Consider the following 23,853-nt stretch of genomic DNA (forward strand, 5'->3'; position numbering starts at 1 on the left):
TTTGCTAGAAGCTGAGAAGTCCTTACCTTAATACTAATGCTTTACTTATTCTGTCAATTCGCCAAATTGCTGACGATAACGCTCAAGTTGTTTTTGGGCTAACTCCAATTGTTCTTCTGGAGTTTGATAGCGCTTTCCTTGTTGGTCATACCAATACAAAACCTGACGCTGGATATTACCAGATACGTATTGCCCTCTACCAATTCCCACACCAATTTCCGGCATCCAAAAGGGTTCACCAATTTGTAATTGATAGCTACCATCTACTAAGCGATAAACTTCAAAAGGTTGGTGGCGATCGCGTTGCCAATACTCTGGATTATAAATAATGTAGTACAGTACCCCTAGCTTGGCATAGGTGTCTAATTTTTTATCGTATTCTCCACCCGGAGTTAAGGAGACAATTTCTAAAGCCAGGATAGGCACTATGTTATTTTCTTCCCAAACAACATAGCTTTTACGAGATTTATCTGCCTTGCGGCGTTCTACACCTAAGCTCAAAAATCCGTCTGGTACAATCGGCACAAGTGGACTAACCCCTGTAGTATGGTAAACGCCCATATCCACGCTGAAAAACCAGTCATTACGGTTTGCCCAAATGTATTGCAACAAAAAGAGAAGCAGGTTGGGAATAAAGTTCTGGTCTTCGTTATCCACAGGAGTATCGTCTGAACAAGGAAGTTCAGCACTGCTAGGCAATTGACGGGGGTCTGATTTCACCATAAGTAATGATGGTGCTGAGATGACCTAATGACCTTTATTTTATTAGATGAGAAAGCTTTATTTTGAAAAGTCGGGAAAAAAGTCGGATTTACAGAATCTTATCCGAAAACTTCAGCAGCATAACTGTAAAGTAATTTATAGTTGTCCCTAAAATCTGAACTACCCTTGTCGTTACACAATGGACGCTGAAGCAGCAGTAGCATGGTTAGATGCCATAATTCCCCCGCAGACTGGGGAACGGTTGAGCGATTTGCAAAAAGTGATTCTTGTGCAAGTTTGGTTGGGTAGAAAATACTTGGATATAGCTCATTCTTACGGTTGTACGGAAGGACACGCCAAGGATGCTGGTTCTCAGTTATGGAAGCTGCTTTCTAAAGTATTGCGAGAAAAGATTACTAAAAGTAATTGTCGCGCTACTTTAGAGCGAGTTCTGAGAAAAACTACTGCGATATCCAGTCTGATTGATCACTCGCGATCGCCACACTTCACCCCAAAATTAGAGGATACCAATTTTCTTGGACGAACAGAAGCGATCGCTCACCTGAATACTTTGGTAAATCAGGGATCGAAAGTCATTGTTATCCAAGGTGAGGGAGGCTTAGGCAAAACCACTCTAGCGCAGCAATATCTTCATCAGGGGTTTGACTTGGTTTTAGAACTACTGATGGCAAAGGAAACGCAGAATATCACCCCTGCCGAACGAGTAGTAGAGGAATGGCTCAAACAAGATTTTGATCAAGAACCTGGGGTAGAATTTGGGGTAACTTTGGGACGACTCAAGCGCCAACTCCACAATCGGCGGATTGGGGTGTTAATTGATAATCTCGAACCTGCACTGGATCAACAAGGTGGGTTGATTGCTTCTCACCGCAACTATGTAGAACTATTGCGGGTTTTGGCTGATGCCAGGGTGCAATCTGTTACTTTGATTACTAGCCGCGATCGCCTTTGTGAACCTGGGCTAAATGTGAATCATTATCGGCTTCCTGGTTTAGATCAAAATACATGGCAACAGTTTTTTAGCAACCGTGGGTTAACTATCGACTCGCCAACTTTGCAAATCATGCATCGCACTTATGGCGGTAATGCTAAAGCAATGGGAATTCTCTGTGGTTCGATTCAGGAGGATTTCGACGGTGACATGGTTCTTTATTGGCAAGAAAATCATGCCGATCCGTTAGCAGCAACCGACTTAAAAAATTTAGCAGTTAGTCAAATTAATCGTCTACAAGTCCTTGATCCCCAAGCATATCGCCTACTTTGCCGTTTGGGATGTTATCGTTACCAAGATATACCCAGCATTTCATCACAAGGATTGTTTTGTTTACTTTGGGATGTCCCACCTGCTGAACATCGCCAAATTATCGCCTCGTTGAGAAATCGGTCTTTGGTGGAGTGCGATAAGGGTGAATACTGGTTGCATCCTGTAATTCGTGCAGAAGCGATCGCGCGTTTACGTCCGAGTGATGAATGGGAAATTGTCAACCACAAAGCCGCAGAATTTTGGACAGCTAGTGTTAAACAAATTGAATCCTTTAAGGATGCTTTGCAAGCTCTGGAAGCATATTATCACTACATAGAGATTCACGAATTTGAGTTGGCAGGTAAAGTCATTCTCAAAAGCAGAAATAATCAATGGCAGCAGTTCTTACCTCTTGGTAGTACGTTATATCGTATGGGTTTAATTCAACCTATACTTACTGCAATTAATCAAGTTGTTAAGAATCTTGAAAATGACCAAAATCTCACCGAACTTTATAATATATTGGGTGATCTGTATTGGATAACAGGTAAAATTAGTCAAGCAATAACTTGTCAACAAAAGACTATTAATCTAGCAACACAAGCACTCAAATCACTTGTGCCTCAGCCAGAAAATAAACATTCAGTTTATTATCTGAGAATGCTAGAGGTAGACTCTTTATTAAGTATTGGTCTTTACAAAATAGATTTGGGGGAATTAGAGACAGCCGCAAAGTTATTCCAACAAGTAATTTATCTGGCTCAAAATACCGAGCATCATAGCTGGGCAGAGAAAGCTTCAGTGTGTTTAGCTTTAGTATATTCTTATTTAGGTTTACGTGATGCCTCATCTGCATTAGCAAATGTAGCTTATCAAAATATTACGAATGAAAAACTGGTAGAACAGACTGGAAGATTTGTCTATTTCATGCAAATTTTGGGTCAAACCTATGTAAATTTAGGAGATTTTTATAGAGCAAATCAAATACTGCACCAAGCTTTGACTTTTGCTGAAGAGAGCCATTATATGCAGGTAAAAGCAAAAACACTGAATGGTTTAGCAGAAATCCATCGACAACAAGCAGATTTTGCATTAGCTCTTACTCATCATACAGAAGCAATCGAACTTTTGGATATAATAGGTGCTAAGTGTGATCTAGCTGAAGCTTATTTTCAATTAGGTTTAACTTATCAAAAGATGGCAAAGCCTGATGAAAGTCAAATGAATTTTAATCGAGCAATTCAGCTATTTACTGAAATCAAAGCTCCTAAGCAAGTTGAAAAAATTTCCAACTGCGCGACTCAAAGCTGTGTTAACCATTCCTGCTATTATTGAGTAGATATGCCTACTTTGTGGTGCTGAAGTATGCGTAGACGGCCAAAAGCTTGTCGTCCATCATTGCTCATGTCACCTTCCCTTCATTTCTAGCTAAACCAAGGCATATCCATAATACACGTCATACAATTATTTGCGTTCGCGTAAGTGGAAGTTATTTTGTGAAGCGATGATCGCACATCCTCGACAAAGAGCAATATCTGACGACAAACTGAGGAAGAGTCTACAGTTTTGCAATTCTTGAGACAAATGCGATCGCCGACGGTGGGAGAAACAGCGCCATCGCTCATCTCACCTTCCTATATCAACTAGTTATGGGGTTATCTGATTGCCAAAATTTTTAATTCATAAAAGTTAAAATTTGTCAATAAATACGTGTATAACTTAAAGTCTAATTTTAGAATCAAGTCCTCAGCTAAACTAGAGACTATACAAATCATTTTTAATTACTAGTACACTATGGCAAAAGTTTACCTACCTTTAACAAGGAGATTTTGCCCCTTGTTAGTCTGGTTAATTGAGATGGTAGCTGGATTAACGCTGTGCTTTACTAATTACTATGTCTTTCGCTCTCAAAGGAAATCTGGTCAAATGGTAGAGATAATTCGTCAGTCGCTGCGTCAGTCAAGTCAACTAATACTATAAAAATGGCTTAAGAGTTTCGCGATTGTGACACTAAATTCGTCTCATTGCCCATAATAATAAAAATGACCCTTCAGCAATTTCCTGTTGTACTCTAATAGTAATTCGTAACTATATTTTTAACTATGACTACGCAAACCCTACCTCCACCAGAAGTTTATCAAGGTCAATTTGGGGAATTTACAATTACTCAGAGCGATCGCACTGGCGTAATTATCTACCGCGCGGGGTTAATGGTAGCAGCACTGAGCTTTGCCATAGGCAGTGCATTGGTTTTGCTCAACAATAACCCGACTATTTTTACCACACTTACACTTCTATATACTTGTTTTAGTCTCGCTCTGGGTGTGAGTTTATTTACCATTCATATTTATATGGCATCACTGCACCGAATATTGCAAATTTTTTGGGCAATCGGTAGTATAGCATCAGTGATTCTGGCAATCTCTAGCAGTGAACCTCTAGCTCTCACTGTTTACAATCAGCCCGTTACCTTATTTGGAGTTGGTTTTATCTTTGTTGCTTTGACAGGTATTTATTTTAAAGAAGCTTTTTGCTTTAATCGCCTGGAAACCAAAATATTAACCCTAATAGTACCGCTACTATTGTTAGGACATTTGGTGGGAATTTTACCAACTCAAGCGGAAAGTGTTTTATTAGGGATTTGGGCAACCTTGTTTTTGGTGTTTGCCCTGCGAAAGACAGTGCAAGCAATTCCTGCCGATATCGGAGATAAGTCTGTATTTACTTACTTGAAAGAACAACGTTTAGCTAAGGTTTAATGCAGACAAAAAATCGTCGGTGTCAAAAATTTCCAAAAATCAAACTAATAAAACGCCAAGAAATGTGGACACTTACGGCTCAGGGGTGGGCGATTGCAATCGCTTCGATTGCTTATTTAATTTTTTTCACTATTACTCATGTACACTCATTTCTCGCCGTGACTTCCCCTATCAAATCGGCAGAAGTATTAGTTGTTGAAGGATGGCTCCCAGATTATGCCATAAAACAAGCTTTGACTGAATTTAAAAACGGTTCTTATCGTCTAGTAATTACCACGGGAGGCTCAATAGAAAAAGGTAATTATCTTAGCGAATACAAAAACTTTGCAGAAGTGTCAGCAGCTACCTTCAAAAAACTCGGTTTAGAATCAGAAAAGGTGATAGCTGTTCCGACACCTGTAGTAATTAAGGATCGTAGTTATGCATCTGCTGCCGAATTTAATCGCTGGCTATCCAATTCAAATTTAAATCTACAATCAGTTAATGTTTTTTCTTTAGATGTTCACACCCGTAGAAGTTGGTTACTGTTCAAAAAACTACTTACCCCTAACATCAAAGTTGGTGCGATTGCTGCCAAAACACAAGATTATGATCCAAACAAATGGTGGAATTATAGCCAAGGTGTACGGACAATTATTGATGAAGGCATCGCTTATATTTATGCACGGTTTCTGAATTGGAAAGCATAAAAATGAGAATTCGTAATCTTGAGTTACAAACTGCGGATTATGTAAGATAAAACATAGCTTTGGTGGGGTGCTTTTACTATAGCAATCCTAAATGAGTCGTAAAAATCCTCAATTTCTCTCTCTGCACCTCTGTGGTTAATTTATTTTTACAAATGATTTAGGACTGCTATATAAAGAATTAGGCAGACATCATATTACTTACCCAGGATTTGTAATAATGCTTGCCGATAAATTTTAAGACCTTCTGCGTTTAGATGCTCTCCATTGCTCGTAAAACTCCCTTTAAGAGCATTATTCTCATACAATGGCGCTAGTCCTGCTGCTGCAACTGGCACTTTTTCTGTTTCAGCAACTTGATTAATCAAAGCATTAATTTGTTCAACTCTAGAAAGTGGGGCTGCTACAGTTGGATCTGAGCTTGCTGCAACTGTTGAATAAAAAGCCGGAATGAGAAAAATTTCTTGATTTCCCATTGTGCGGACAAGTGCGATCGCCTCTTGTAAATTTTTGCTAAATAACTCATCACTAATTCCATACAAAGCATCATTTCCACCTACGGCAATAATAGCTTTTTCACATTTCACCTTGGTAGGAATTAAACTTTTAAGTTGTTCCAGTAATGAGATTGTACTTAGACCATTTAAGCCAAAATTAAAAGTCCCGCTCCCAAGGGTATTACCAAGTGCAGCCGAAGTAGAATCGCCAAATAAGCAACCTGAAAACTGTTTATTTTGGGCGGCAAGTGTTTGATATTGTAATGCAATTTTCCCTAAAGGTGAAGAACTTACATTATCCTTTGGAGGTGCATCAGCAGAATTAGAAGAAGAATTTGCCATGCCAACTAGCTTAGAAATTTTGGACACATCAACAACTAGTTGATTACTAGGATAGGCTTCTAAAAAGCTGACTAATCCTAGACCTTCTGGTGATCTTGCTCCTATGATCATGGCAGATCGTAGGGCTTGTATACTGGCTTGATCACGACGAGCGATCGCTTGGGAAGCAAAAGATAAAATCTGCTTACCCATTCCTGTATTTACCAGCTTATCTAAAGCCACAATATCAAGAGACATTTTTACCTGAAGAGCATCTTGGAACTTCTGTTTCTCCTCAGCACTGAGGTAATCTAGAAAAGATTGCAAATCGCTAGAAGCCTTTTGTGTCTCGGCATAGTTGCGTATATCTGCCACCGGGATCGATTGCTCAAACAATCCGTATCTGACAGTAACTTTCTCAGCTGCCAAACTAGGCAACAAACCAAGTCCGCTGTGCAACAGTAAAAATATTAAGCACCCAGATAGGCATACTAAAAAACGATAGAAATATTTCATCAGATGAAGATAAGAAGATAGTTAATAGTTAATAGTCAAGAGTCAAGTGTCAAAAGTCAAGGGGTTAGTCTATTTGTCATTAGTCATTTGTCATTAATTCTTCCACTGCCTCCCCTGCTCCCTCATCCCCCTCAACATCCAACCCCAATTTGGGAATACTCAACCCAGTAGGCGTGAGGATGAAACCGTGGTAGAAGAAGGCGCATATTGGATAGCTTGGGCGCAAATATCTGGGGTTGGCCCGGTATTGCTGCGGCGACTGCAACAGCATTTTGGCACGTTAGCAACAGCTTGGAACGCTACCAAAGTAGAGTTAGGAGAAGTGGAGGGTTTTGGTTTTCAGACACTAGAAAAAGTAGTACAACAGCGATCGCGTTTGCACCCAGAACAACTATTCACCAAGCACCGACAGGAAAATTCCCATTTCTGGACACCAGCAGATGCAGATTATCCGCGCTTACTGTTGGAAACTCCGAGTCCACCGCCAATTTTATACTATCGCGGTGAAGTTGAACTCCAAGAAAATCTCGGACAAAAACCGATGGTTGGAATTGTCGGAACCCGCCAACCTTCAGAATATGGTATCCGTTGGACTCGCCAAATTAGTACAGCTTTGGCTAAAAATGGCTTTACAGTTGTTTCTGGGATGGCAGAGGGAATTGACACAGAAAGCCACAGCGCCGCGATGAAAGCAGGTGGACGCACGATCGCAGTTCTAGGAACTGGTGTCGATGTCATCTATCCCCATAAAAATCGAGATTTGTACAAGCAGATTTTGACGGCTGGGTTAGTCGTGAGTGAGTACCCCACAAAAACCCCACCAGATCGCACTCACTTTCCCCGCCGCAACCGGATTATTGCAGGTTTAAGCCGCGCCATCCTGGTAATGGAAGCGCCTGTAAAATCTGGTGCTTTAATTACTGCTACCTACGCAAATGAATTTGGTAGAGATGTTTATGCATTGCCTGGGAGAGTGGACGATCACCCATCTCAAGGATGCTTAAAATTATTGAACCAAGGAGCTTCTTTCATCCTCAAAGAATTAGATGAACTGTTAACAATGCTAGGAGCAATACCGCAAATTGATGCAGCCGAGGCTTCCACAGCCCCAGAACAGTTGATACCAACTTTATCGTCAGAATTACAAACGGTAATGGATGCATTCGCAAGTGAAGTTTTACCCTTCGATTTGATCGTCCAACAAACCGGCATGACTGCTGGTGCAGTTTCCGGTGCGTTGTTACAGTTGGAACTTATGGGTTTTGTTTCGCAACTACCAGGAATGCGGTATCAAAAAAGTTAAGAATTAAGAGATAACACTATAGTTGAGCTTTTAGAAACAAAAAGCTGGTGGCGATCGCACTTGGATTTTTCTAGCTGCTTGAAGAGGTAGACGATTCTTGAGATTTTACTACTCTTCTACCCCAAGGTTTGATCACTGAAATGCCGATGATGGCAAGTATACAAAGAGTTTGGGTTGCACCACCTATGAGGACTCCATTCAAGTCAAACATATATAGTGGATTGCTCAATGCTTGCGATCGCGCCACATCTGAAATACTTGTAACCGCATTGACCCACGGCCCTAGCCATATAGTTCCTACCACAATCAAAGTAACTGTGGCAATCCATTTGACAATTACCCAGTAGTGTTTGAAGAATCCCCAAACGGTGAGCCAGCAGAGAAGTCCTCCTGTTAACAAAGAGAGATTTGCAGAGGGAATAACCACGAAATCATCAAGCAATTTCAAGGTTGTGTTAATCGCATACAGTTCGTCGCCATTGGTAATATTGGCATTCTTCAACGCGATGGCAACCATGCATAGAGCAGAGCCAAACCAAATGCTACCAGAAGCGACATGAGCAGAGAGCAACCAGTTTTTCTGTTTAACGTTGAGTTTGGGCATAAAGTCTCCAAATTTGATGCACGAACAACGGCAGATCAGCTAAATTTAATTAGCTTCCATATAATATGGTTCCTTATCATAATAGGATAAAATTTCCTAACTTCAAAGATATTTACTTGTTTAAGTTAAAAATCTCGCATCGCTGGTACTCCTGCCTGTAGCTTAGACAAGAGTTGTATCAGTGTCTTCTGCTCAGTAAGGCTCAAATGAGCTATCAGTCCAGTAGTTCGACAAAAATGATCTGGCAGCATCTTGATCAAATTCTGTTGCCCTTGTTCGGTCATTTGCACGACTAAACGGCGTCTATCTTCTTGGTGTGGTTGTCGCTTCACCCATCCATCTCGTTCCAAACCGTCTAATAGTCCAGTGATAGTTCCACGAGTTACGCCAGAACGTTCAGCACATTCTGAAGGTGTTAAGTGCTGACCATTTGCTCGGAATAATTGCATGAGAACTGTAAATTTACCCATAGACAGCTGATGGCGAGCCAAATGGGCATCCAATGCGGCATAAACAAGGGCTGTAGTTTTCAAAAAGGCTAAACAAGTCTCCACTGCGGGAACATTTAGCTCAGGAAACTGCGTGGCAAGTTCCTCTAACTCGTGTTTTGGTGGGACTTCAGGAGAAACAAACATGGATTTGCAAGCATTAGTTGACTAGCTTACTATATGCTGCCTTAGTAAATCCTGATGTAGCAACTCTACATTCAAAAATCCTAAATTATCTTGGAGGATAATACTGTGGATTCATAATTGGAGATTGATAACCGTTTGTGGGTACTGTACTTCCCATACTGTTGGGTACAGGACTGACAACAGGAGGCTGATAAACGTTCATAGGTAAGATGCCTGTTGTATTATTGGGTACCGGACTCGCAACCTGGGGCTGATAACCGTTTGCGGGTATAATGCTTGTGGTACTATTGGGTGTGACAGCATTCTGGCTAAACTCTTGGTAGGCAGCACGAGAAATTGAACTGATCAATTTTTCGGCGCGAGGGTCGTTATTGGGGCGTTGTACCATAACAGCAGCTACATAGCGCTTACCAGTTGGCAGAGCAATTAAACCTGTATCTGCCAACATTGTGCCAATATCGCCCGTTTTGTGGTATGCTCTTGCTCCTGCTCCCAAACCGGATGGTAGCAGAGTGTCTCTCTGAGTACGACGCAATATATCGAGCATGAGATCGCGTGATGGCATACTCACTAAATTTCCCTGGCTCACAATCGCCATTAAATTCCCCAATTCTTTGGGACTAGTAGTGTTTGTGCCTTGCAAATCTGGAAGTTGATTCCGAATTGTTGTGGTTGTCAATCCCCAGTCCCGAAAACGCTGGTTTAACACCTCCATTCCTCCCAGCCGGGCAATCAGCATATTTGTCGCCGTGTTGTCGCTGATTGTAATCATTTTAGTGACGACTTCCAGAGCAGCATACTGAGTTCCGGCGGGTTTGTATTGCAGATTTCCCGAACCGCCAGCTACCATATCTTGTTGCATGGTCAGCATTTCATCAAGGCGAATTTTCCCCGCGTCCACATCCTGGAAAAAAGCAATTAGAATCGGCACTTTAATGGTGCTAGCTGCTGGAAAACTGGTAGAGCCATTGACATCTACATAATTACCAGTATCTAAATCTACCAAGAAAACTCCGGGTGTAAGATTTGGGTTGGTCGTCGCCAAATTTTGCACGACATTTTTTAAAGAGGTAATTTCCTGAGATAGATATAGACTCGAACCTGCGGCTGGGGGAGTTTGGGTAGGTTGTGGCTGCGATCGCCCCATATTACTATTATTAGATGGCGGCGCATAAGTTGTGCTGATGCGACTAGCCGGGTCTAATACTGACAATGCTGTGCCAACAATTGCACCCATGCCAACACCCACAATCAACAACCGCACAACATACAACAAGGTTTTGGCCATTGGCTTTAACCGCGTCTTCCGCGATGAACGCCTGCCTATTTTTGGCTTTTCCATCCGTACTGTTTTCACCATCACAGCACCTGGTCGAAAGGGAGGAATTTTTCCCTTTACACTAGGCATTGGTTTTACTGCCGTTGGCATGACTAACCCCGATTTTAACCTACGTGTAGCACCAGGGATTGGAGGAGGACTGATTTGATTTTTTGGGCGTGTTAGTGCCTCTTCTCGTCCATTGGCAGCTTGCTGCTGGCTATTAACTTTAACTTTCTTCTTTACCACTTTTTGAACTTTTTGTGGCCGTTGGCGGCGATTTAAGGGTTGTCGCCGCGAGAAAGCTGTTAGTTCGTCACTTGACTCTGACACAATTACTCCTTGTGACCCACTTGACTGTTTTCTTGCAGACTCCTAACCCAAAACTTAATCTTTAAGCAATATTAATACTCAAATTCCACTTTGCCACTAAGTAGCATTTTTGTGTTTAGTTTAAGCCATATTAAATATTTTGGGGGATGCTTGCGTATATACTAAACAAATAATTACAAGTTTTCACCATCTCTTTGGTTTTTAAGGGCCCATTCTACCTGCTGCAAAATTCCTCTAAGCATGGCTACTTCCCCAGATTTCAGGTGAGCGCGATTATATAGTTGGCGAAATTTTCCCATGCGACTAGCTGCCGTATGGGGATATATATAACCAATTTTCAGTAATAGTGATTCTAGTTGCTGGTAGTATCCTTCCACAACATCTAAGGGTGCGAGTTCAGTTTGGGTTATATTCTGAGTGTCAGGCTGGGCACATTGTGATAATTCATAACAGCAGATTGCTACGGCGGTAGCTAGATTCAGGGCTACATAATCTGGACTTGTGGGAATGCCAACAAACCTCTGGGCATAATTTAATTCTTCATTGCTTAATCCCCGGTCTTCTCTGCCAAAAATAAGTGCTGCGGGTTTTTCTGGTTCCTCCAGTAACCAGGGTAATGCAGTGCGGGGATTTTCTAAAGGTGTTTCTAAACTGCGAACGCGACCAGTAGTAGCGATCGCTCGTACACATCCATGCAATGCTTCTGGTAAGGTCGGCACTAATACCGCAGATTCTATAATTTCCTGACCATGAACAGCCATCATCAAAGCTTCCGTCGATAGCGGATCGCATTGAGGGTTCACTAATACTAAATTATATAGCCCGAAATTTTTCATTACCCTGGCGATCGCTCCGATATTTATCGGCCCAGCTGGTTCTACCAACACAATTCTTAATCCAGCCAAGCTCATTTTTTGCCTCCTGCGATCGCACCATAAGATACTTTTAGGCTAATTCTCAGCGTTGTGGTTATGCTAAAAATTTTCCTTGAAATCATTGTAGCTGTGCAAGTGAATGCCTGCGTCAACGAAGAGGAAAGGGAGCAGGGAGTAGCAACCGTTCTTGCATTTCGGGAGTAGGTTTAGACTCAGCAATTTGTTCAGGAGTGGGGTTGCTGGCCAAAAAATCTAGGATATATCGGTAAATTTCTGCTGGTACAGCAGGTTGTTGGAGGCTTAAAGCAAGCGATTCAGGTAAGCGTAGACACAAAGCGGCTTGCCACATATAGAATTTAAAATTCTGCTATTTACGTGTAATTACATACGCATCATATAGAAAAGCAAGTATAAAGTAACAGGACAGCATAAATCAAGATTCCTTTGAGAAAAAAGTATTTTCGCTGAAAATTCGTTTATGCTGGCTAACTTTTCCGAAACATAGCTAGAGATAAGAGAATTTATGCAACGGGTATTTAAGCAAAGTTTTATAGTTTCAGTAGCTACTGCGATCGCATTATTATTTGTAGGTTGTGAAGAAAGTAAAGTTGCCCAATGTAGCAAAGTCATAAAGCTTGCTAATCAGGCATCAACTCTAGGTCAGGAATTCGGTAAAAATCCTAATTCGGCAAATTCTAAAGCTTTAACTGAACTTGCTAGTAAGATAAATCCACTTGCCAAGGAGATGAAAGCGCTAGAAATTAAAGATGGAAATTTGCAAGGTTTCCAAATGCGCTTTCTTACATTTTATCAAAACATCAGCAACGAGTTGAATAATGCAGCAATAGCTATAGAAAAAAATAATCTGCCAGCAACACAGAGATTTTTGGTATCTCTGACAAGGAGTAGTACCGAAGAAAATTCGATAGTCAACGAGATTAATAGCTACTGCTCAGACAAAGAATTAACTATGCAGCAAAACTTTTTAATCCAAAAATTTTCTAAACTTGCACCAAATAATTCTTAATTTATCTCTTACTTTGCGGTTCTTTTAGTAAACATTATGTTCATATTCATTTTTCAAGAATATAGGTGTATTTACTATAGATTATGAATCAGCCTACAACAAAATCTTGGCAAGAAGTTCGTGCAGCTTTTCAAAAAATCTGGGGTTATGAAGATTTCCGCCCACCACAAGGAGAAATTGTTAGTAGTTTATTGGCAGAAAAAGATGCGTTAATTATTATGCCCACAGGTGGCGGAAAGTCTATTTGTTTTCAACTTCCTGCACTCCTACAAACAGGGTTAACATTGGTAGTTTCGCCCTTAGTGGCGTTGATGGAAAATCAAGTACAGGAACTACGAGAAAGTAATCAAAAAGCTGCGCTTTTGCATAGTGAATTACCTTCATCTCAACGCCGTGCAACTCTGCAAGCTTTAGAACGTCAACAGCTACGATTACTTTATTTATCACCAGAAACTTTGCTAAGTACGCCAGTGTGGGAAAGATTATGTCACCCGCAATTGCAAATCAATGGCTTAATTTTGGATGAAGCCCATTGTCTAGTGCAGTGGGGAGACACGTTTCGCCCAGCTTATCGCAGATTAGGGGCTGTGCGTCCTGCATTGCTAAAATCAAAACCACTGGGAACAAAAATCAGCATCGCCGCTTTTACCGCGACTGCTGACCCTTCAGCTCAAAAAACTATTCAAACAGTTTTACAATTACAGCAACCAGAAATTTTCCGCTTGAATCCCTACCGTCCTAATTTGCATCCCAGCGTTCGCATTGCTTGGACACCACGAGGTAGAAAACAACAATTATTAAAGTTTATTCAAAATAGACCGCAACAATCTGGATTAATTTATGTTCGCACGAGGCGAGATAGCGAGGATTTAGCCCAATGGTTAGCAGAGATGGGTTATGCAACAGCTAGTTATCATGCGGGACTGGGTGCAACAGAACGCCGTGCAGTTGAAGCAAGCTGGTTAAGTAGTAAAATACCCTTTGTTGTATGTACCTGTGCGTTTGGCATGGGGATTAATAAATCAGATGTTCGTTGGGTTGCCCATTTTCACGCACCACATCTGCTATCTGAATATGTGCAAGAAATTGGCCGCGCTGGAAGGGATGGGAAACCGGCCGAAGCACTGACATTGGTAAGTGAACCTACGGGATGGTTAGATCCACAGGATAAGCAAAGACAGCAATTTTTTCAAGAACAAATGCGATCGCAACAGCAAATAGCGCAGCAACTTGTGAAAAAATTACCTAAACAGGGAGAAGTGAATGCAGTAACCCGACAATTTCCTGAAGGTGCTACGGCGCTGGCTTTACTCCACAGCAATGGTCAGTTAAACTGGCTTGACCCTTTTCATTACACTATTGGCCAAAAAGCTGGAAATCAGCCACCGACGCAATTACACGCTGCTAAACAGATGAATCAATATCTGACAACCAAGCAATGTCGTTGGCAATTTTTGTTAAACGCCTTTGGTTTTGATAAAGAAGCTGCTAACTGGCGTTGCGGACATTGTGATAATTGTCGTCAATGAATATCAAAGATTCATCGCTGAGTATCAAAGACTCGTCGTCGAATATCAAAGACTCATTCACGAGTATTAAAGGCTCGTCGCCGAGTATAAAAGACTCATTCACGAGTATCAAAGACTCGTCGTCGAATATCAAAGACTCATTCACGAGTATTAAAGACTCGTCGTCGAGTATCAAAGACTCATTCACGAGTATTAAAGGCTCGTCGCCGAGTATAAAAGACTCATTTACGAGTATTACTCCCTTGCTGCTTGTTCACCGTCAGATGTTCCCGCTAGAATACCTAGATTTTTTTAGTAACTGCGATCGCGCAGCGTCCCGTTAAAGAAGAACACAAAGGAAAAGATAAATAATTTTCTAGCGGGACAGGAGTAAGTTAAAACTTTTTTCTTTCCCCTGTTCCCCTAAATATTCTCTAATTAGGTTCACCCAATAGGATGAATTGTCATTTTGATAACCAAGTGACAATAGGGTAGTCAAGTAGAGGATGAAAATATGTCATCTGCTCAAGCGACCTCCCTACCACCGTTGATTCCGCGCGAAATTCTCTTTGGGAATCCCGAAAAAACCAGCCCACAACTCTCGCCTGATGGCAAGTACATAGCATATATCGCCCCCGATGAGAAAAATGTCTTGCAGGTATGGTTGCGAACTGTAGGACAAGAAGACGACCAGATACTAACTGCCGATAAAAAACGCGGTATCCGCATTTTCTTCTGGACTTATAACGCCGACCAGTTGATTTATATGCAAGACTCGGATGGCGACGAGAACTTTCACCTCCACTTGGTTAATATTCACTCTAAGATTGTGCGTGACTTAACGCCATTCCAGGGTGTAAAAGCTGAACTCGTGGAACTGGAACCCAAATTTCCAGATGAAGTGCTGGTAGCGTTGAACTTGAACAATCCCCAGAAGTTTGACGTTTACCGCATCAACCTTAAAAATGGTGCAGTTGAGTTCGACACTGATAACCCCGGTAATATTATCAGTTGGACATCTGACGCTGATTTCCAAATACGTGCAGCAACAGCTAGCACAGCCGATGGTGGTTACGACCTCTTATTACAGAAACCAGATAAACAGTGGGAAACTCTCCGCCACTGGGGGTCAGAAGAAGAAGGGAATTCTGTAAGTTTCTCAGATGATGGTAAAACCCTTTATATTCAAGGGAATCACGATGCTAACGCCAAACGTCTGTTAGCTGTTGACCTAGACACCCGTCAAGAAACTGTCATTGCTGAAGACCAGCAGTATGATGTCGTAGGGATAATTATTCACCCACTGACGCGAGTTATCCAAGCAGTTTCTTTCTACAAAGATAAGCAGGAATGGCAGGTAATTGACCAGAGTATTGCCGCAGATTTTGAGAAAATCGCCAAGGTGCGTCCTGGAGAATTCTCTGTAATTAGCCGCGACTTGGAAGATAAAACCTGGCTAGTAGCTTATAGAACTGACAATGGCCCAGTTTATTACTATGCCTACAACCGAGCGTCAAAAACTAGTACCTTCCTCTTTAGCAACCAACCCAAACTCGAAACGTTGCAGTTAGCTTCAATGCAACCGATTTCCTACGAAGCGCGGGATGGCTTAACTATTCACAGTTACCTGACAACCCCTGTAGGAATACCTACGCAGAATCTCCCAACAGTACTGCTGGTTCACGGCGGCCCTTGGGCGCGGGATACTTGGGGTTTCTCTCCCTTAGTGCAATGGCTAGCTAATCGGGGTTATGCTGTTCTGCAAGTGAATTTTCGCGGTTCCACTGGCTACGGTAAAGCATTTTTGAATGCTGGAAATCGGGAATGGGCTGGCAAAATGCACGATGATTTGATTGACAGTGTTAACTGGCTAGTAGAAAAAGGTATTTCCGACCCTCAAAAGATTGCAATTATGGGCGGTTCTTATGGAGGTTACGCCACTCTAGTAGGATTGACTTTTACACCAGAAATCTTTGCTGCTGGTGTGGATATTGTCGGGCCGAGTAACCTAATTACCCTGATAGAAACTATACCGCCCTATTGGGAACCATTGAAGGCAATGCTTTATCATCGCGTTGGTAATTTAGAGACAGAAGAGGAGTTTCTGAAATCGCGATCGCCTTTATTCTTTGCTGACCGAATTCAAAAACCTTTACTTATTGGTCAAGGTGCAAATGATCCGCGAGTGAAACAATCAGAAAGCGATCAAATTGTCAATGCAATGCAACAGGCTGGTTTACCAGTGCAATATGCACTTTACACAGATGAAGGACATGGTTTTGCCAGACCAGAAAATAGGTTGCACTTTTTTGCGATCGCAGAAGAGTTTCTCGCCAAATACTTAGGCGGTAGATTTGAACCTTTGGCAGATATCCCCGGTCATTCAGGAATTGTTAGATAAAGTTTAAAAAGGGTGGTTAGTGTCATTCACTAACCACTTGATATTTTCAATTCAGTAAACGTAGACGCAAATGGTATTACTATTCCAAAACGGGAAAATTTTATACTGACCTAAGTTAAAAGCTTTTATTAGCAATATTTTTGGAAGGGTATTATTTTTAGTTTAATTTCGATGAAAAAGATATTGATTTTCGATTTAGTTTAAGCAATACGGATTACGCTTACAGAGTTCAATCATGGCTTTGTTAAAACTGTATTAAAGAAAATAGATTAAAATCTTAGCTAAAATGGGTAAAATAAATTAGAATAGTCCGCAAGTAGTGGGGCAAATAATGATGTCCTCCGAACCCAGTGAATTAGATAAGAAGATTCAGTCTGCGGCAGAACTGAGTCAAAAAATTACTAACGCATTAAAAGAAACATCAAAAAAGAAATTAGCGCAAGCCTCAGAAGAATTTAATTCAAATATTAAGAATAATGAGAATGAAGAAGAAGAGCGAACCTCACAAGCAGAGATTAAACGTGAAGCAAGAAGAAATGAAATCAGAAAACAATGGAAGCGCTATTAGTCTAAAACACTTTATTTACTTAGATAGAAACCGTCTAAATTCATATTCTTCTCAATTAGAAGACGGGATAATTCAAATAAGAAGATTAACAGAAAATTTAGGTAATAAAACTGCTGATGTACACGGAGAGAGATATACATAAAAAACAGAAGAATAAGCAAGAGACATAGAGTTTAGTCTAGGTCCAAAGAACCTTATAGGCGGGGTGTCAGGGAAAGGAAATGATAAGATAACTAAGAAAGAAGGATATAAAGAAGGCGCAAAAACAATATTTGACGAATCATCGGAAAGCTTTTCACAAGATAAAATTGATTATCATAATACTTATCTAATATTTGAAAAGCAACTAATTACAAAAGGTATTTTAAAAGAAATTCGCCATGAAAATCAATTAAAGCAGTACGCATCTTTAATCAAAATTACAGGAACATCAAAGCTTTTTGATTGGAATTCGTTATTAAAATTTTTTGACGAATTTGGAAATATTATAGTTAATAATTCTCCTCCAGAAGAAGCATTACAAGCAGATGCAACTAAACTAATATTACAAGCAGTAAAATTATTTTCTCTTGAAGAAATTACTTTACACACGAAAATAGGAAATTCAATTTTAATTAGCTCTCTTAATGTTGAAAATTTATGTATGACAAAGGATCAACTACGTTCAACATACGTAATGCCGGGAGATGTAGAAACAACTATTGTTGCATTTGTACCAAAACGAAGAATAGAACAAACTACATTCCCTGGATTGGCAGGAACTCTAAACATGGCTGAGTTATGGACTCAAATGGCAGGAGAAGTTCAAACAGTCATTGACCCATTAGCAATCTATACAGAAATACATATCTAATAAAAAATAATTAATTTAAAATCTGCAAAATTTCCTTAATTGTCTCGTTATTCTAACTCGTGTACGTTCAGAAATCTGTTTGGCCATTCTCGCGCAAAAAAACTGCGTGATCGCACTTCTCAAACCCCTTCGTCAGTCTTCCTTTTAAATTTAAACTAAGAGATGGCATTACCTGCATTGCTTTCTCCAGCGTTGAGTACTTGCTTTGCGGTTAGCTGTAACTCTGGGAAAATAGTAGAAGCGATCGCACTATTGACTGCAAATCTGGTTTCTTGAACAGCACCTACAACTCAGTACACTTCATCATGAGTTCCGATATCAATTAGCAAAATTTCTTCTTCCCCAGATTCTATATTTTGCACGAAATTAAAGACAATGCGACAATCATAGTCCACTGAACACGCCCAAGCTCCAGACAGTTTGCCTTTAAGCTTATGAGTCTGCAACAATGTATCAAATGGATCGGCGGTTAGTAGTGCTAACCGCTCTCCAATCCGCTCTTGTAATTCTGGCTGTCGTCGTACCAATCGCTTAAATGCTCGTTAAACGATGATGCCAGAACTACAGTTATCACTTGCGTAACTCATCCATTATTTGAGTAACTGTACCACGAAACACTTTTCCCGACTGGTATTCTACTTGTGCTTGAGCGATGTTAGCAGCAATTTCAGAACGCCGCCGTTCTGCCAACCGATGACTTATCAGATCAATTAATGTTTCTTGTTCATCTACTGATAAATTTTCGATACTTTCTAGAACTTGATCTAACCTAGAAATTGAGGTCATTGTTTATTGTTACCTTGCTTGCAGTACATAAACATTACATATGCCTAAAATTGCTGCAAAAATCGCAAATCACTAGCATATAACCGACGAATATCATCGATTTGGTGTAACACCATTGCAAAGCGTTCTACACCAAAACCGGCAGCAAACCCTGTATAAACTTCTGGATCATAACCCACAGACTTAAGTACATTTGGATCGACCATGCCGCAGCCCATCACCTCTAGCCAGCGCCCATTCCACTGCAAATCCACCTCAGCCGATGGTTCGGTAAACGGGAAATAACTAGCGCGGAACCGAATTGGTAAATCGCCAAATATTGCTTGTAAAAATACCTTAATTGTGCCTTTGAGGTCTGTAAAAGTTAGCCCCTCATCAATGGCTAAAAGTTCTATTTGATGGAAAACAGCTGAGTGAGTCGCATCTACATTATCTCGCCGATAAACTCGCCCTGGAGCCACAACCCGAATCGGTGGTTCTTCTCTTTCCATGTAACGAATTTGCACTGACGAGGTATGAGTGCGGAGGAGATTACCATCTGGCAGGTAGAAGGTATCCTGCATATCACGGGCGGGGTGGTCCGGCGGGGTATTAAGAGCCTCGAAATTATAGTAATCTGTTTCCATCTCTGGCCCTTGAGCCACGGTGTAGCCCATACCAACAAAGATATCCAGTGCCCGGTCGATAATACCATTGAGGGGATGAATGCGACCTTGGGGGCTGTAAATTCCCGGCATAGTCACATCCAGAGTTTCCGCCTCTAGCAAAGCTTGAATTTGTGCGGCTTCCAGGGCGGCGCGTTGCTGGTCTAGACTAATTTGCAGAGATTCTTTTACTGTATTGGCGATCGCTCCAATTTTTGGTCGTTCCTCTGCACTCATCTGCCCCATACTTCGCAACAGTGCCCCCAGTTCACCTTTTTTACCCAGATAGTTAACTCTGAGTTCTTCCAGACGTTCTAGGGTTTCGGCGGCTGCGATCGCTTTTTCTCCTTCCTGCCGCAGTGCTAAAAGTTGAGCTTCTAAATTGCTAGTCATTAGTTATTAGTCATTAGCCATTAGTCATTAGTCTATAATCAAAAGCTGTGAACTGCTCGATAAATCAACTTACAGGCAAGGTGCAAAGCCCCCTTGTTAGAGGTAGGCAAACTTGCGTCACAGTGTACTAGTCAGTATAAATAAATGTTTTTTTGCTGCTTGTGACCTCAGACATTGACAAATAGCTAATAACAAATAACAAATAACTAATGAGCAATACTTCTTTACGAGAGGCTGCGCCCTAAGCATTCGCGTAGCTTGCTTCTCCGTAGTAGTACCCTCAGTACAAGTGACCAATGACTAATGACTATGAAATTACTAATTAGCAACGATGACGGCATTTCTGCTTTGGGGATTCGTACCTTAGCGAACTGCTTGGCAGAGGCAGGTCATGATGTCAGTGTAGTTTGCCCAGATCGAGAGCGATCGGCAACTGGACACGGATTAACTCTACACCAACCCATTCGCGCCGAAATTGTTGAATCAATTTTTCATCCTGCTGTCAAAGCTTGGGCTTGCGATGGTACGCCTTCAGATTGCGTCAAATTAGCACTATGGGCTTTGCTAGATACTCCCCCTGATTTGGTTCTCTCTGGCATTAATCAAGGTGCGAATTTGGGAACTGAAATCTTGTATTCTGGCACTGTTTCGGCGGCAATGGAAGGTTTAATTGAAGGCATTCCCAGTGTAGCCCTAAGTCTTATTAGTCACACATCTAAAGACTTTCAACCTGCTGCTAAGTTTGCCAAAATTCTCGTAGACCAGTTAGCCCAAAAACCTCTGCCAGATTTAATGTTGCTTAACGTCAATATTCCTGCTGTGAGATGGGAAGAAATTGCTGGAGTTACTCTTACCCGTCAAGGCCTACGGCATTACATTGATGTGTTTGATAAACGAGTTGATCCTCGTGGAAAAACGTACTACTGGTTAACCGGAGAGGTAGTTGAGGATGTAGAACCCCTAACCGGATTAAATCTGCCTCAAAATGTACCGTTAGATGTGCATGTTGTACGTAAAAACTACATCAGTATAACTCCGTTACAATACAATCTTACTTACGCAGATGGGTTAGATAAATTATCTGATTGGGAATTCAATTTTTCGTGAATCATTTGATTTATCAGAATAAAACTAGAGCTATTTAAATGCATCAGAGAAAAATGTAGGCTATAACGTAGGGGCACTCTTGAAATAACCGATACACATCCACCCCAAAAACGGGAAAATCCCACTTGAGGGTATTTGATCTACATTTACACAATCAGCCAGAAACGGTGTATGCTGTTTTACCAAGAAATCCTCCCTCTAGCAAAATCGGTGAGGCAGCATAAACTTAGACAAAATAAGTAACATTTTTTCCACTTATCGCCCGCTCAGTCCAGCAAGCAACACCCATGTCTAGGATAGAGAACCAATTTAGCGTACAATTTTGGGGCGTTCGCGGCAGCATCCCCAGTCCAGGACCACACACCGTTCGTTACGGCGGTAATACCCCTTGCATATCAATGCAAGCGGGCGATAAACGCTTAATTTTCGATGCAGGCACGGGACTACATGTTTTGGGGCAATCGTTATTGCGCCAAATGCCGTTAGAAGCTCATATATTTTTTACACACTCTCACTGGGATCATATGCAGGGTTTTCCCTTCTTTACCCCAGGGTTTGTGAAGGGGAATGACTTTCATATTTACGGCGCGATCGCACCTGATGGTTCTACCATAGAACAGCGCCTCAATGACCAAATGTTGCACCCGAACTTTCCCGTACCCTTGCAGATTATGCAAGCTAATTTAAGTTTCTACGACATCCGACCGGGGCAACCAATACAAATTGATGACGTTTCCGTAGAAACAGCACCTTTAAACCATCCAGGTGAGGCTATAGGATACCGTGTCAGTTGGCGTGGTGGTGCTGCTGCTTATATTACCGATACCGAACATTTCCCCGACCGACTCGATGACAATGTGTTGTGGCTAGCTCGTAATGCCGACATCCTGATTTACGATTCCACTTATACAGACGAAGAATACCACTCCCCAAAATCTCCAAAAATTGGCTGGGGACATTCTACCTGGCAAGAAGCAGTGAAAGTGGCACAAGCCGCTAACGTCAAAACTCTGGTGATTTACCACCACGACCCCGCCCACAATGACGACTTTTTGGATAATGTAGGGAAACAAGTAGCGGCGCAATTTCCTGGAGCCATCATGGCACGGGAAGGAATGGAACTTCAGATTTCCACCTCAGTTGCCTTATCAGAATCTTTTCCTGTTAGTAAGTTTTCTACCTAAATATTGCGATCGGAGGAATTGGAGATTTTAGATTAGATTGGTGATCAGAAGCTTTCAGCAGTCATTGGTCATTGGTGATTGGTCATTAGTCATTGGACAAAGCGCAAAATCTGTAGCAAGATCCCGCAGGGTGCGCCAACTTCCGGCGATAGAGTAGCGATTCGTCGAGTCCGCATCCCTTAGCAAGCTAGCTACGCACATCGTCTTGTAGAGAGCGTCTGGCTTCTCTACGAGGCGCTCTTGCTAGCTTGCTTAAGAGTAGAAATTTTGTAAGAGAGAACAAAGGACAAATGACAAATGACAAATTACAAGTTGCTACTAGAAAACCTGTACTCCTCAAGGCGGTTTACTATAAGGTAGCTTCCTGCTGATAGCTAAAATAAACCTAAAATCTCAGAATCCACGTGCTAAATTTGTCTAAAAATGGGTGTTCTGTGTGGGTTGCTTCTTCTAGCGTTGGGCTGCTAACGCCGACTGCTGTTGCCCTTGGCAAGTTTGATGGTGTTCATCTTGGTCATCAAAGGGTAATTCAACCAGTCTTGCACGCTGATGGTCAGTTGTCAGTAGCTAGTAGTCCGCAGTCAAAGGAAAATCAACAACTAACGAATAAAGAATATACCTACTCAACAGTTGTCACCTTTGACCCCCATCCACAGGAATTTTTTACGGGGCAGCCCCGGACTTTGTTAACGCCACTGGATGAAAAAGTCCAACAATTGCGATCGCTTGGGGTAGAACAACTGGTACTATTACCCTTTGACAAAGAATTATCTGCTTTAACCCCCGAAAAATTCGTCGAAAAAATTCTTGTGCAACAACTGCGATGCCAGCGAATTAGCATCGGGCAGGATTTTTGTTTTGGCGAAAAGCGCAGTGGTACTGCCAAAGATTTGCAATTAATCGCTGCCAAGCACAATATCCCCGTTACCATCGTTCCCTTACAAACTTATACAGGTGACTCACCCACCCAAAGCAGTTGCATCAGTACTACTCCGACTCAAGATGCCCGCATTAGCACTTCATTAATCCGTCAAACCCTTGAGCAAGGCGACATCGAAAATGCAAATCGACTACTCGGACGCCCCTACACTCTCCTTGGTGTTGTCGTTCAAGGTCAACAATTAGGCAGAACAATTGGCTTTCCTACTGCCAACCTCCAATTACCAAAAGAAAAGTTTGTGCCCCGCCAAGGAGTTTACGCTGTCCGTGTTTTCACTCTCAGTGAAACATCAAATGTCGCTCCTAGTGAAACCTTGGGCGTAATGAACATCGGTAACCGCCCAACTGTAAATGGTACTTATTCATCTGCGGAAGTACATTTATTCGATTGGTCTGGTAATTTGTATGGCAAAAAACTGGCTGTAGAACTAGTGAAATTTTTACGCCCTGAACAAAAATTTGCTTCTTTAGAAGCTTTGAAAACACAAATTCAACTTGACTGTGTTGCTGCTAAAGAAATTTTGAATGCTAAAGCGCAAACGCAAAGTTAAAAGTTAGGAGTTAGGAGTTCTGAGTGGGAACAATAGATAGGGCATGGGGCATAGATTATTAATTCATCTTCCCAATGCC

25 protein-coding genes are annotated in these 23,853 nt (G+C 41.5%); 14 read left to right on the plus strand and 11 right to left on the minus strand.

Annotated features, from left to right (window positions below; translation table 11 throughout):
• Positions 1 to 45: 45 nt before the first annotated feature.
• On the minus strand, positions 46 to 723 hold the full coding sequence (locus H6G96_RS10995) for a Uma2 family endonuclease (protein WP_190911477.1): 678 nt from the start codon (positions 721 to 723) through the stop codon (positions 46 to 48).
• 178 nt (positions 724 to 901) lie between these two features.
• On the opposite strand from H6G96_RS10995, the gene H6G96_RS11000 reads away from it, so the two are divergent.
• Complete coding sequence (locus H6G96_RS11000) at positions 902 to 3,301, plus strand: tetratricopeptide repeat protein (protein WP_190911478.1); 2,400 nt, start codon at positions 902 to 904, stop codon at positions 3,299 to 3,301.
• An 89-nt stretch (positions 3,302 to 3,390) separates the two neighbouring features.
• On the opposite strand, the gene H6G96_RS11005 is transcribed toward H6G96_RS11000, so the two are convergent.
• The gene (locus H6G96_RS11005; RefSeq protein WP_190911479.1) at positions 3,391 to 3,591 is read right to left on the minus strand and encodes a hypothetical protein; all 201 of its coding nucleotides are present in this window, start codon (positions 3,589 to 3,591) and stop codon (positions 3,391 to 3,393) included.
• A 169-nt stretch (positions 3,592 to 3,760) separates the two neighbouring features.
• Between H6G96_RS11005 and H6G96_RS11010 the strand changes: the two genes are divergently transcribed.
• The 3 genes from H6G96_RS11010 (at position 3,761) to H6G96_RS11020 (ending at position 5,414) form a co-directional block, all read left to right on the plus strand.
• On the plus strand, positions 3,761 to 3,946 hold the full coding sequence (locus tag H6G96_RS11010; RefSeq protein WP_190911480.1) for a hypothetical protein: 186 nt from the start codon (positions 3,761 to 3,763) through the stop codon (positions 3,944 to 3,946).
• A gap of 122 nt (positions 3,947 to 4,068) precedes the next feature.
• A complete protein-coding gene (locus H6G96_RS11015) occupies positions 4,069 to 4,725 on the plus strand; it encodes a DUF2301 domain-containing membrane protein (protein ID WP_190911481.1) in 657 nt (218 codons plus the stop codon).
• Entirely contained in the window at positions 4,725 to 5,414 is a 690-nt protein-coding gene (locus H6G96_RS11020) for an ElyC/SanA/YdcF family protein (RefSeq protein WP_190911482.1), read from the plus strand. Before H6G96_RS11015 ends, H6G96_RS11020 begins: the two co-directional genes overlap by 1 nt.
• Before the next feature lie 194 nt (positions 5,415 to 5,608).
• Here the strand turns inward: H6G96_RS11020 and H6G96_RS11025 are convergent, their stop codons facing one another.
• Complete coding sequence (locus tag H6G96_RS11025) at positions 5,609 to 6,745, minus strand: alpha/beta hydrolase (RefSeq protein ID WP_190911483.1); 1,137 nt, start codon at positions 6,743 to 6,745, stop codon at positions 5,609 to 5,611.
• A gap of 187 nt (positions 6,746 to 6,932) precedes the next feature.
• Here H6G96_RS11025 and dprA point away from each other — a divergent pair, with 187 nt between their 5' ends.
• Positions 6,933 to 8,048: a DNA-processing protein DprA gene (dprA, locus tag H6G96_RS11030; RefSeq protein ID WP_190911484.1), complete on the plus strand. Its 1,116-nt coding sequence runs from the start codon at positions 6,933 to 6,935 to the stop codon at positions 8,046 to 8,048.
• A gap of 70 nt (positions 8,049 to 8,118) precedes the next feature.
• On the opposite strand, the gene H6G96_RS11035 is transcribed toward dprA, so the two are convergent.
• The 5 genes from H6G96_RS11035 to H6G96_RS11055 form a co-directional block, all read right to left on the minus strand.
• The gene (locus H6G96_RS11035) at positions 8,119 to 8,652 is read right to left on the minus strand and encodes a hypothetical protein (RefSeq protein ID WP_190911485.1); all 534 of its coding nucleotides are present in this window, start codon (positions 8,650 to 8,652) and stop codon (positions 8,119 to 8,121) included.
• 125 nt (positions 8,653 to 8,777) lie between these two features.
• Positions 8,778 to 9,287 carry a MarR family transcriptional regulator gene (locus tag H6G96_RS11040; protein ID WP_190911486.1) on the minus strand — a complete coding sequence of 170 codons (510 nt, stop codon included), beginning with the start codon at positions 9,285 to 9,287 and terminating at the stop codon, positions 8,778 to 8,780.
• A gap of 85 nt (positions 9,288 to 9,372) precedes the next feature.
• The gene (locus H6G96_RS11045) at positions 9,373 to 10,938 is read right to left on the minus strand and encodes a serine hydrolase (RefSeq protein WP_190911487.1); all 1,566 of its coding nucleotides are present in this window, start codon (positions 10,936 to 10,938) and stop codon (positions 9,373 to 9,375) included.
• Between the two features lie 173 nt (positions 10,939 to 11,111).
• On the minus strand, positions 11,112 to 11,849 hold the full coding sequence (locus H6G96_RS11050) for an RNA methyltransferase (protein WP_190911488.1): 738 nt from the start codon (positions 11,847 to 11,849) through the stop codon (positions 11,112 to 11,114).
• A gap of 112 nt (positions 11,850 to 11,961) precedes the next feature.
• Positions 11,962 to 12,162 carry a hypothetical protein gene (locus tag H6G96_RS11055; protein ID WP_190911584.1) on the minus strand — a complete coding sequence of 67 codons (201 nt, stop codon included), beginning with the start codon at positions 12,160 to 12,162 and terminating at the stop codon, positions 11,962 to 11,964.
• A 174-nt stretch (positions 12,163 to 12,336) separates the two neighbouring features.
• Between H6G96_RS11055 and H6G96_RS11060 the strand changes: the two genes are divergently transcribed.
• The 6 genes from H6G96_RS11060 to H6G96_RS11085 all read left to right on the plus strand — a co-directional run bounded on the left by H6G96_RS11060 (position 12,337) and on the right by H6G96_RS11085 (position 18,170).
• Entirely contained in the window at positions 12,337 to 12,840 is a 504-nt protein-coding gene (locus H6G96_RS11060; protein ID WP_242063240.1) for a hypothetical protein, read from the plus strand.
• A gap of 83 nt (positions 12,841 to 12,923) precedes the next feature.
• A complete protein-coding gene (locus H6G96_RS11065) occupies positions 12,924 to 14,369 on the plus strand; it encodes an ATP-dependent DNA helicase RecQ (RefSeq protein WP_190911489.1) in 1,446 nt (481 codons plus the stop codon).
• On the plus strand, positions 14,366 to 14,692 hold the full coding sequence (locus H6G96_RS11070; protein ID WP_190911490.1) for a hypothetical protein: 327 nt from the start codon (positions 14,366 to 14,368) through the stop codon (positions 14,690 to 14,692). Before H6G96_RS11065 ends, H6G96_RS11070 begins: the two co-directional genes overlap by 4 nt.
• A 170-nt stretch (positions 14,693 to 14,862) precedes the next feature.
• On the plus strand, positions 14,863 to 16,749 hold the full coding sequence (locus tag H6G96_RS11075; RefSeq protein WP_190911491.1) for a S9 family peptidase: 1,887 nt from the start codon (positions 14,863 to 14,865) through the stop codon (positions 16,747 to 16,749).
• 331 nt (positions 16,750 to 17,080) lie between these two features.
• Positions 17,081 to 17,317, plus strand: a complete 237-nt coding sequence (locus H6G96_RS11080) for a hypothetical protein (protein ID WP_190911492.1) — start codon at positions 17,081 to 17,083, stop codon at positions 17,315 to 17,317.
• 205 nt (positions 17,318 to 17,522) lie between these two features.
• Positions 17,523 to 18,170: a hypothetical protein gene (locus H6G96_RS11085; protein ID WP_190911493.1), complete on the plus strand. Its 648-nt coding sequence runs from the start codon at positions 17,523 to 17,525 to the stop codon at positions 18,168 to 18,170.
• Positions 18,171 to 18,460: 290 nt separating this feature from the next.
• Here H6G96_RS11085 and H6G96_RS11090 read toward each other — a convergent pair whose 3' ends face one another.
• Genes H6G96_RS11090 through pheS form a run of 3 tightly spaced genes read right to left on the minus strand, consistent with a single transcriptional unit; the run spans position 18,461 to position 19,993 of the window.
• Positions 18,461 to 18,697 (minus strand): type II toxin-antitoxin system mRNA interferase toxin, RelE/StbE family, encoded by a 237-nt coding sequence (locus tag H6G96_RS11090; RefSeq protein WP_190911494.1) that lies wholly within the window; start codon positions 18,695 to 18,697, stop codon positions 18,461 to 18,463.
• Positions 18,698 to 18,740: 43 nt separating this feature from the next.
• Positions 18,741 to 18,956, minus strand: coding sequence for a hypothetical protein (locus H6G96_RS11095; protein WP_190911495.1), 216 nt, complete (start codon positions 18,954 to 18,956; stop codon positions 18,741 to 18,743).
• A 44-nt stretch (positions 18,957 to 19,000) separates the two neighbouring features.
• Positions 19,001 to 19,993: a phenylalanine--tRNA ligase subunit alpha gene (gene pheS / locus H6G96_RS11100; protein WP_190911496.1), complete on the minus strand. Its 993-nt coding sequence runs from the start codon at positions 19,991 to 19,993 to the stop codon at positions 19,001 to 19,003.
• A gap of 309 nt (positions 19,994 to 20,302) precedes the next feature.
• Here pheS and surE point away from each other — a divergent pair, with 309 nt between their 5' ends.
• The 3 genes from surE to H6G96_RS11115 all read left to right on the plus strand — a co-directional run bounded on the left by surE (position 20,303) and on the right by H6G96_RS11115 (position 23,774).
• The gene (surE, locus tag H6G96_RS11105) at positions 20,303 to 21,100 is read left to right on the plus strand and encodes a 5'/3'-nucleotidase SurE (protein WP_190911574.1); all 798 of its coding nucleotides are present in this window, start codon (positions 20,303 to 20,305) and stop codon (positions 21,098 to 21,100) included.
• A 287-nt stretch (positions 21,101 to 21,387) separates the two neighbouring features.
• Positions 21,388 to 22,284 (plus strand): MBL fold metallo-hydrolase, encoded by an 897-nt coding sequence (locus H6G96_RS11110; RefSeq protein ID WP_190911497.1) that lies wholly within the window; start codon positions 21,388 to 21,390, stop codon positions 22,282 to 22,284.
• A 404-nt stretch (positions 22,285 to 22,688) separates the two neighbouring features.
• The gene (locus H6G96_RS11115; protein WP_190911498.1) at positions 22,689 to 23,774 is read left to right on the plus strand and encodes a bifunctional riboflavin kinase/FAD synthetase; all 1,086 of its coding nucleotides are present in this window, start codon (positions 22,689 to 22,691) and stop codon (positions 23,772 to 23,774) included.
• The last annotated feature ends 79 nt before the right edge of the window (positions 23,775 to 23,853 follow it).

It is taken from the genome of Nostoc sp. FACHB-892 (genome assembly GCF_014698795.1).
Lineage (GTDB): Bacteria > Cyanobacteriota > Cyanobacteriia > Cyanobacteriales > Nostocaceae > Nostoc.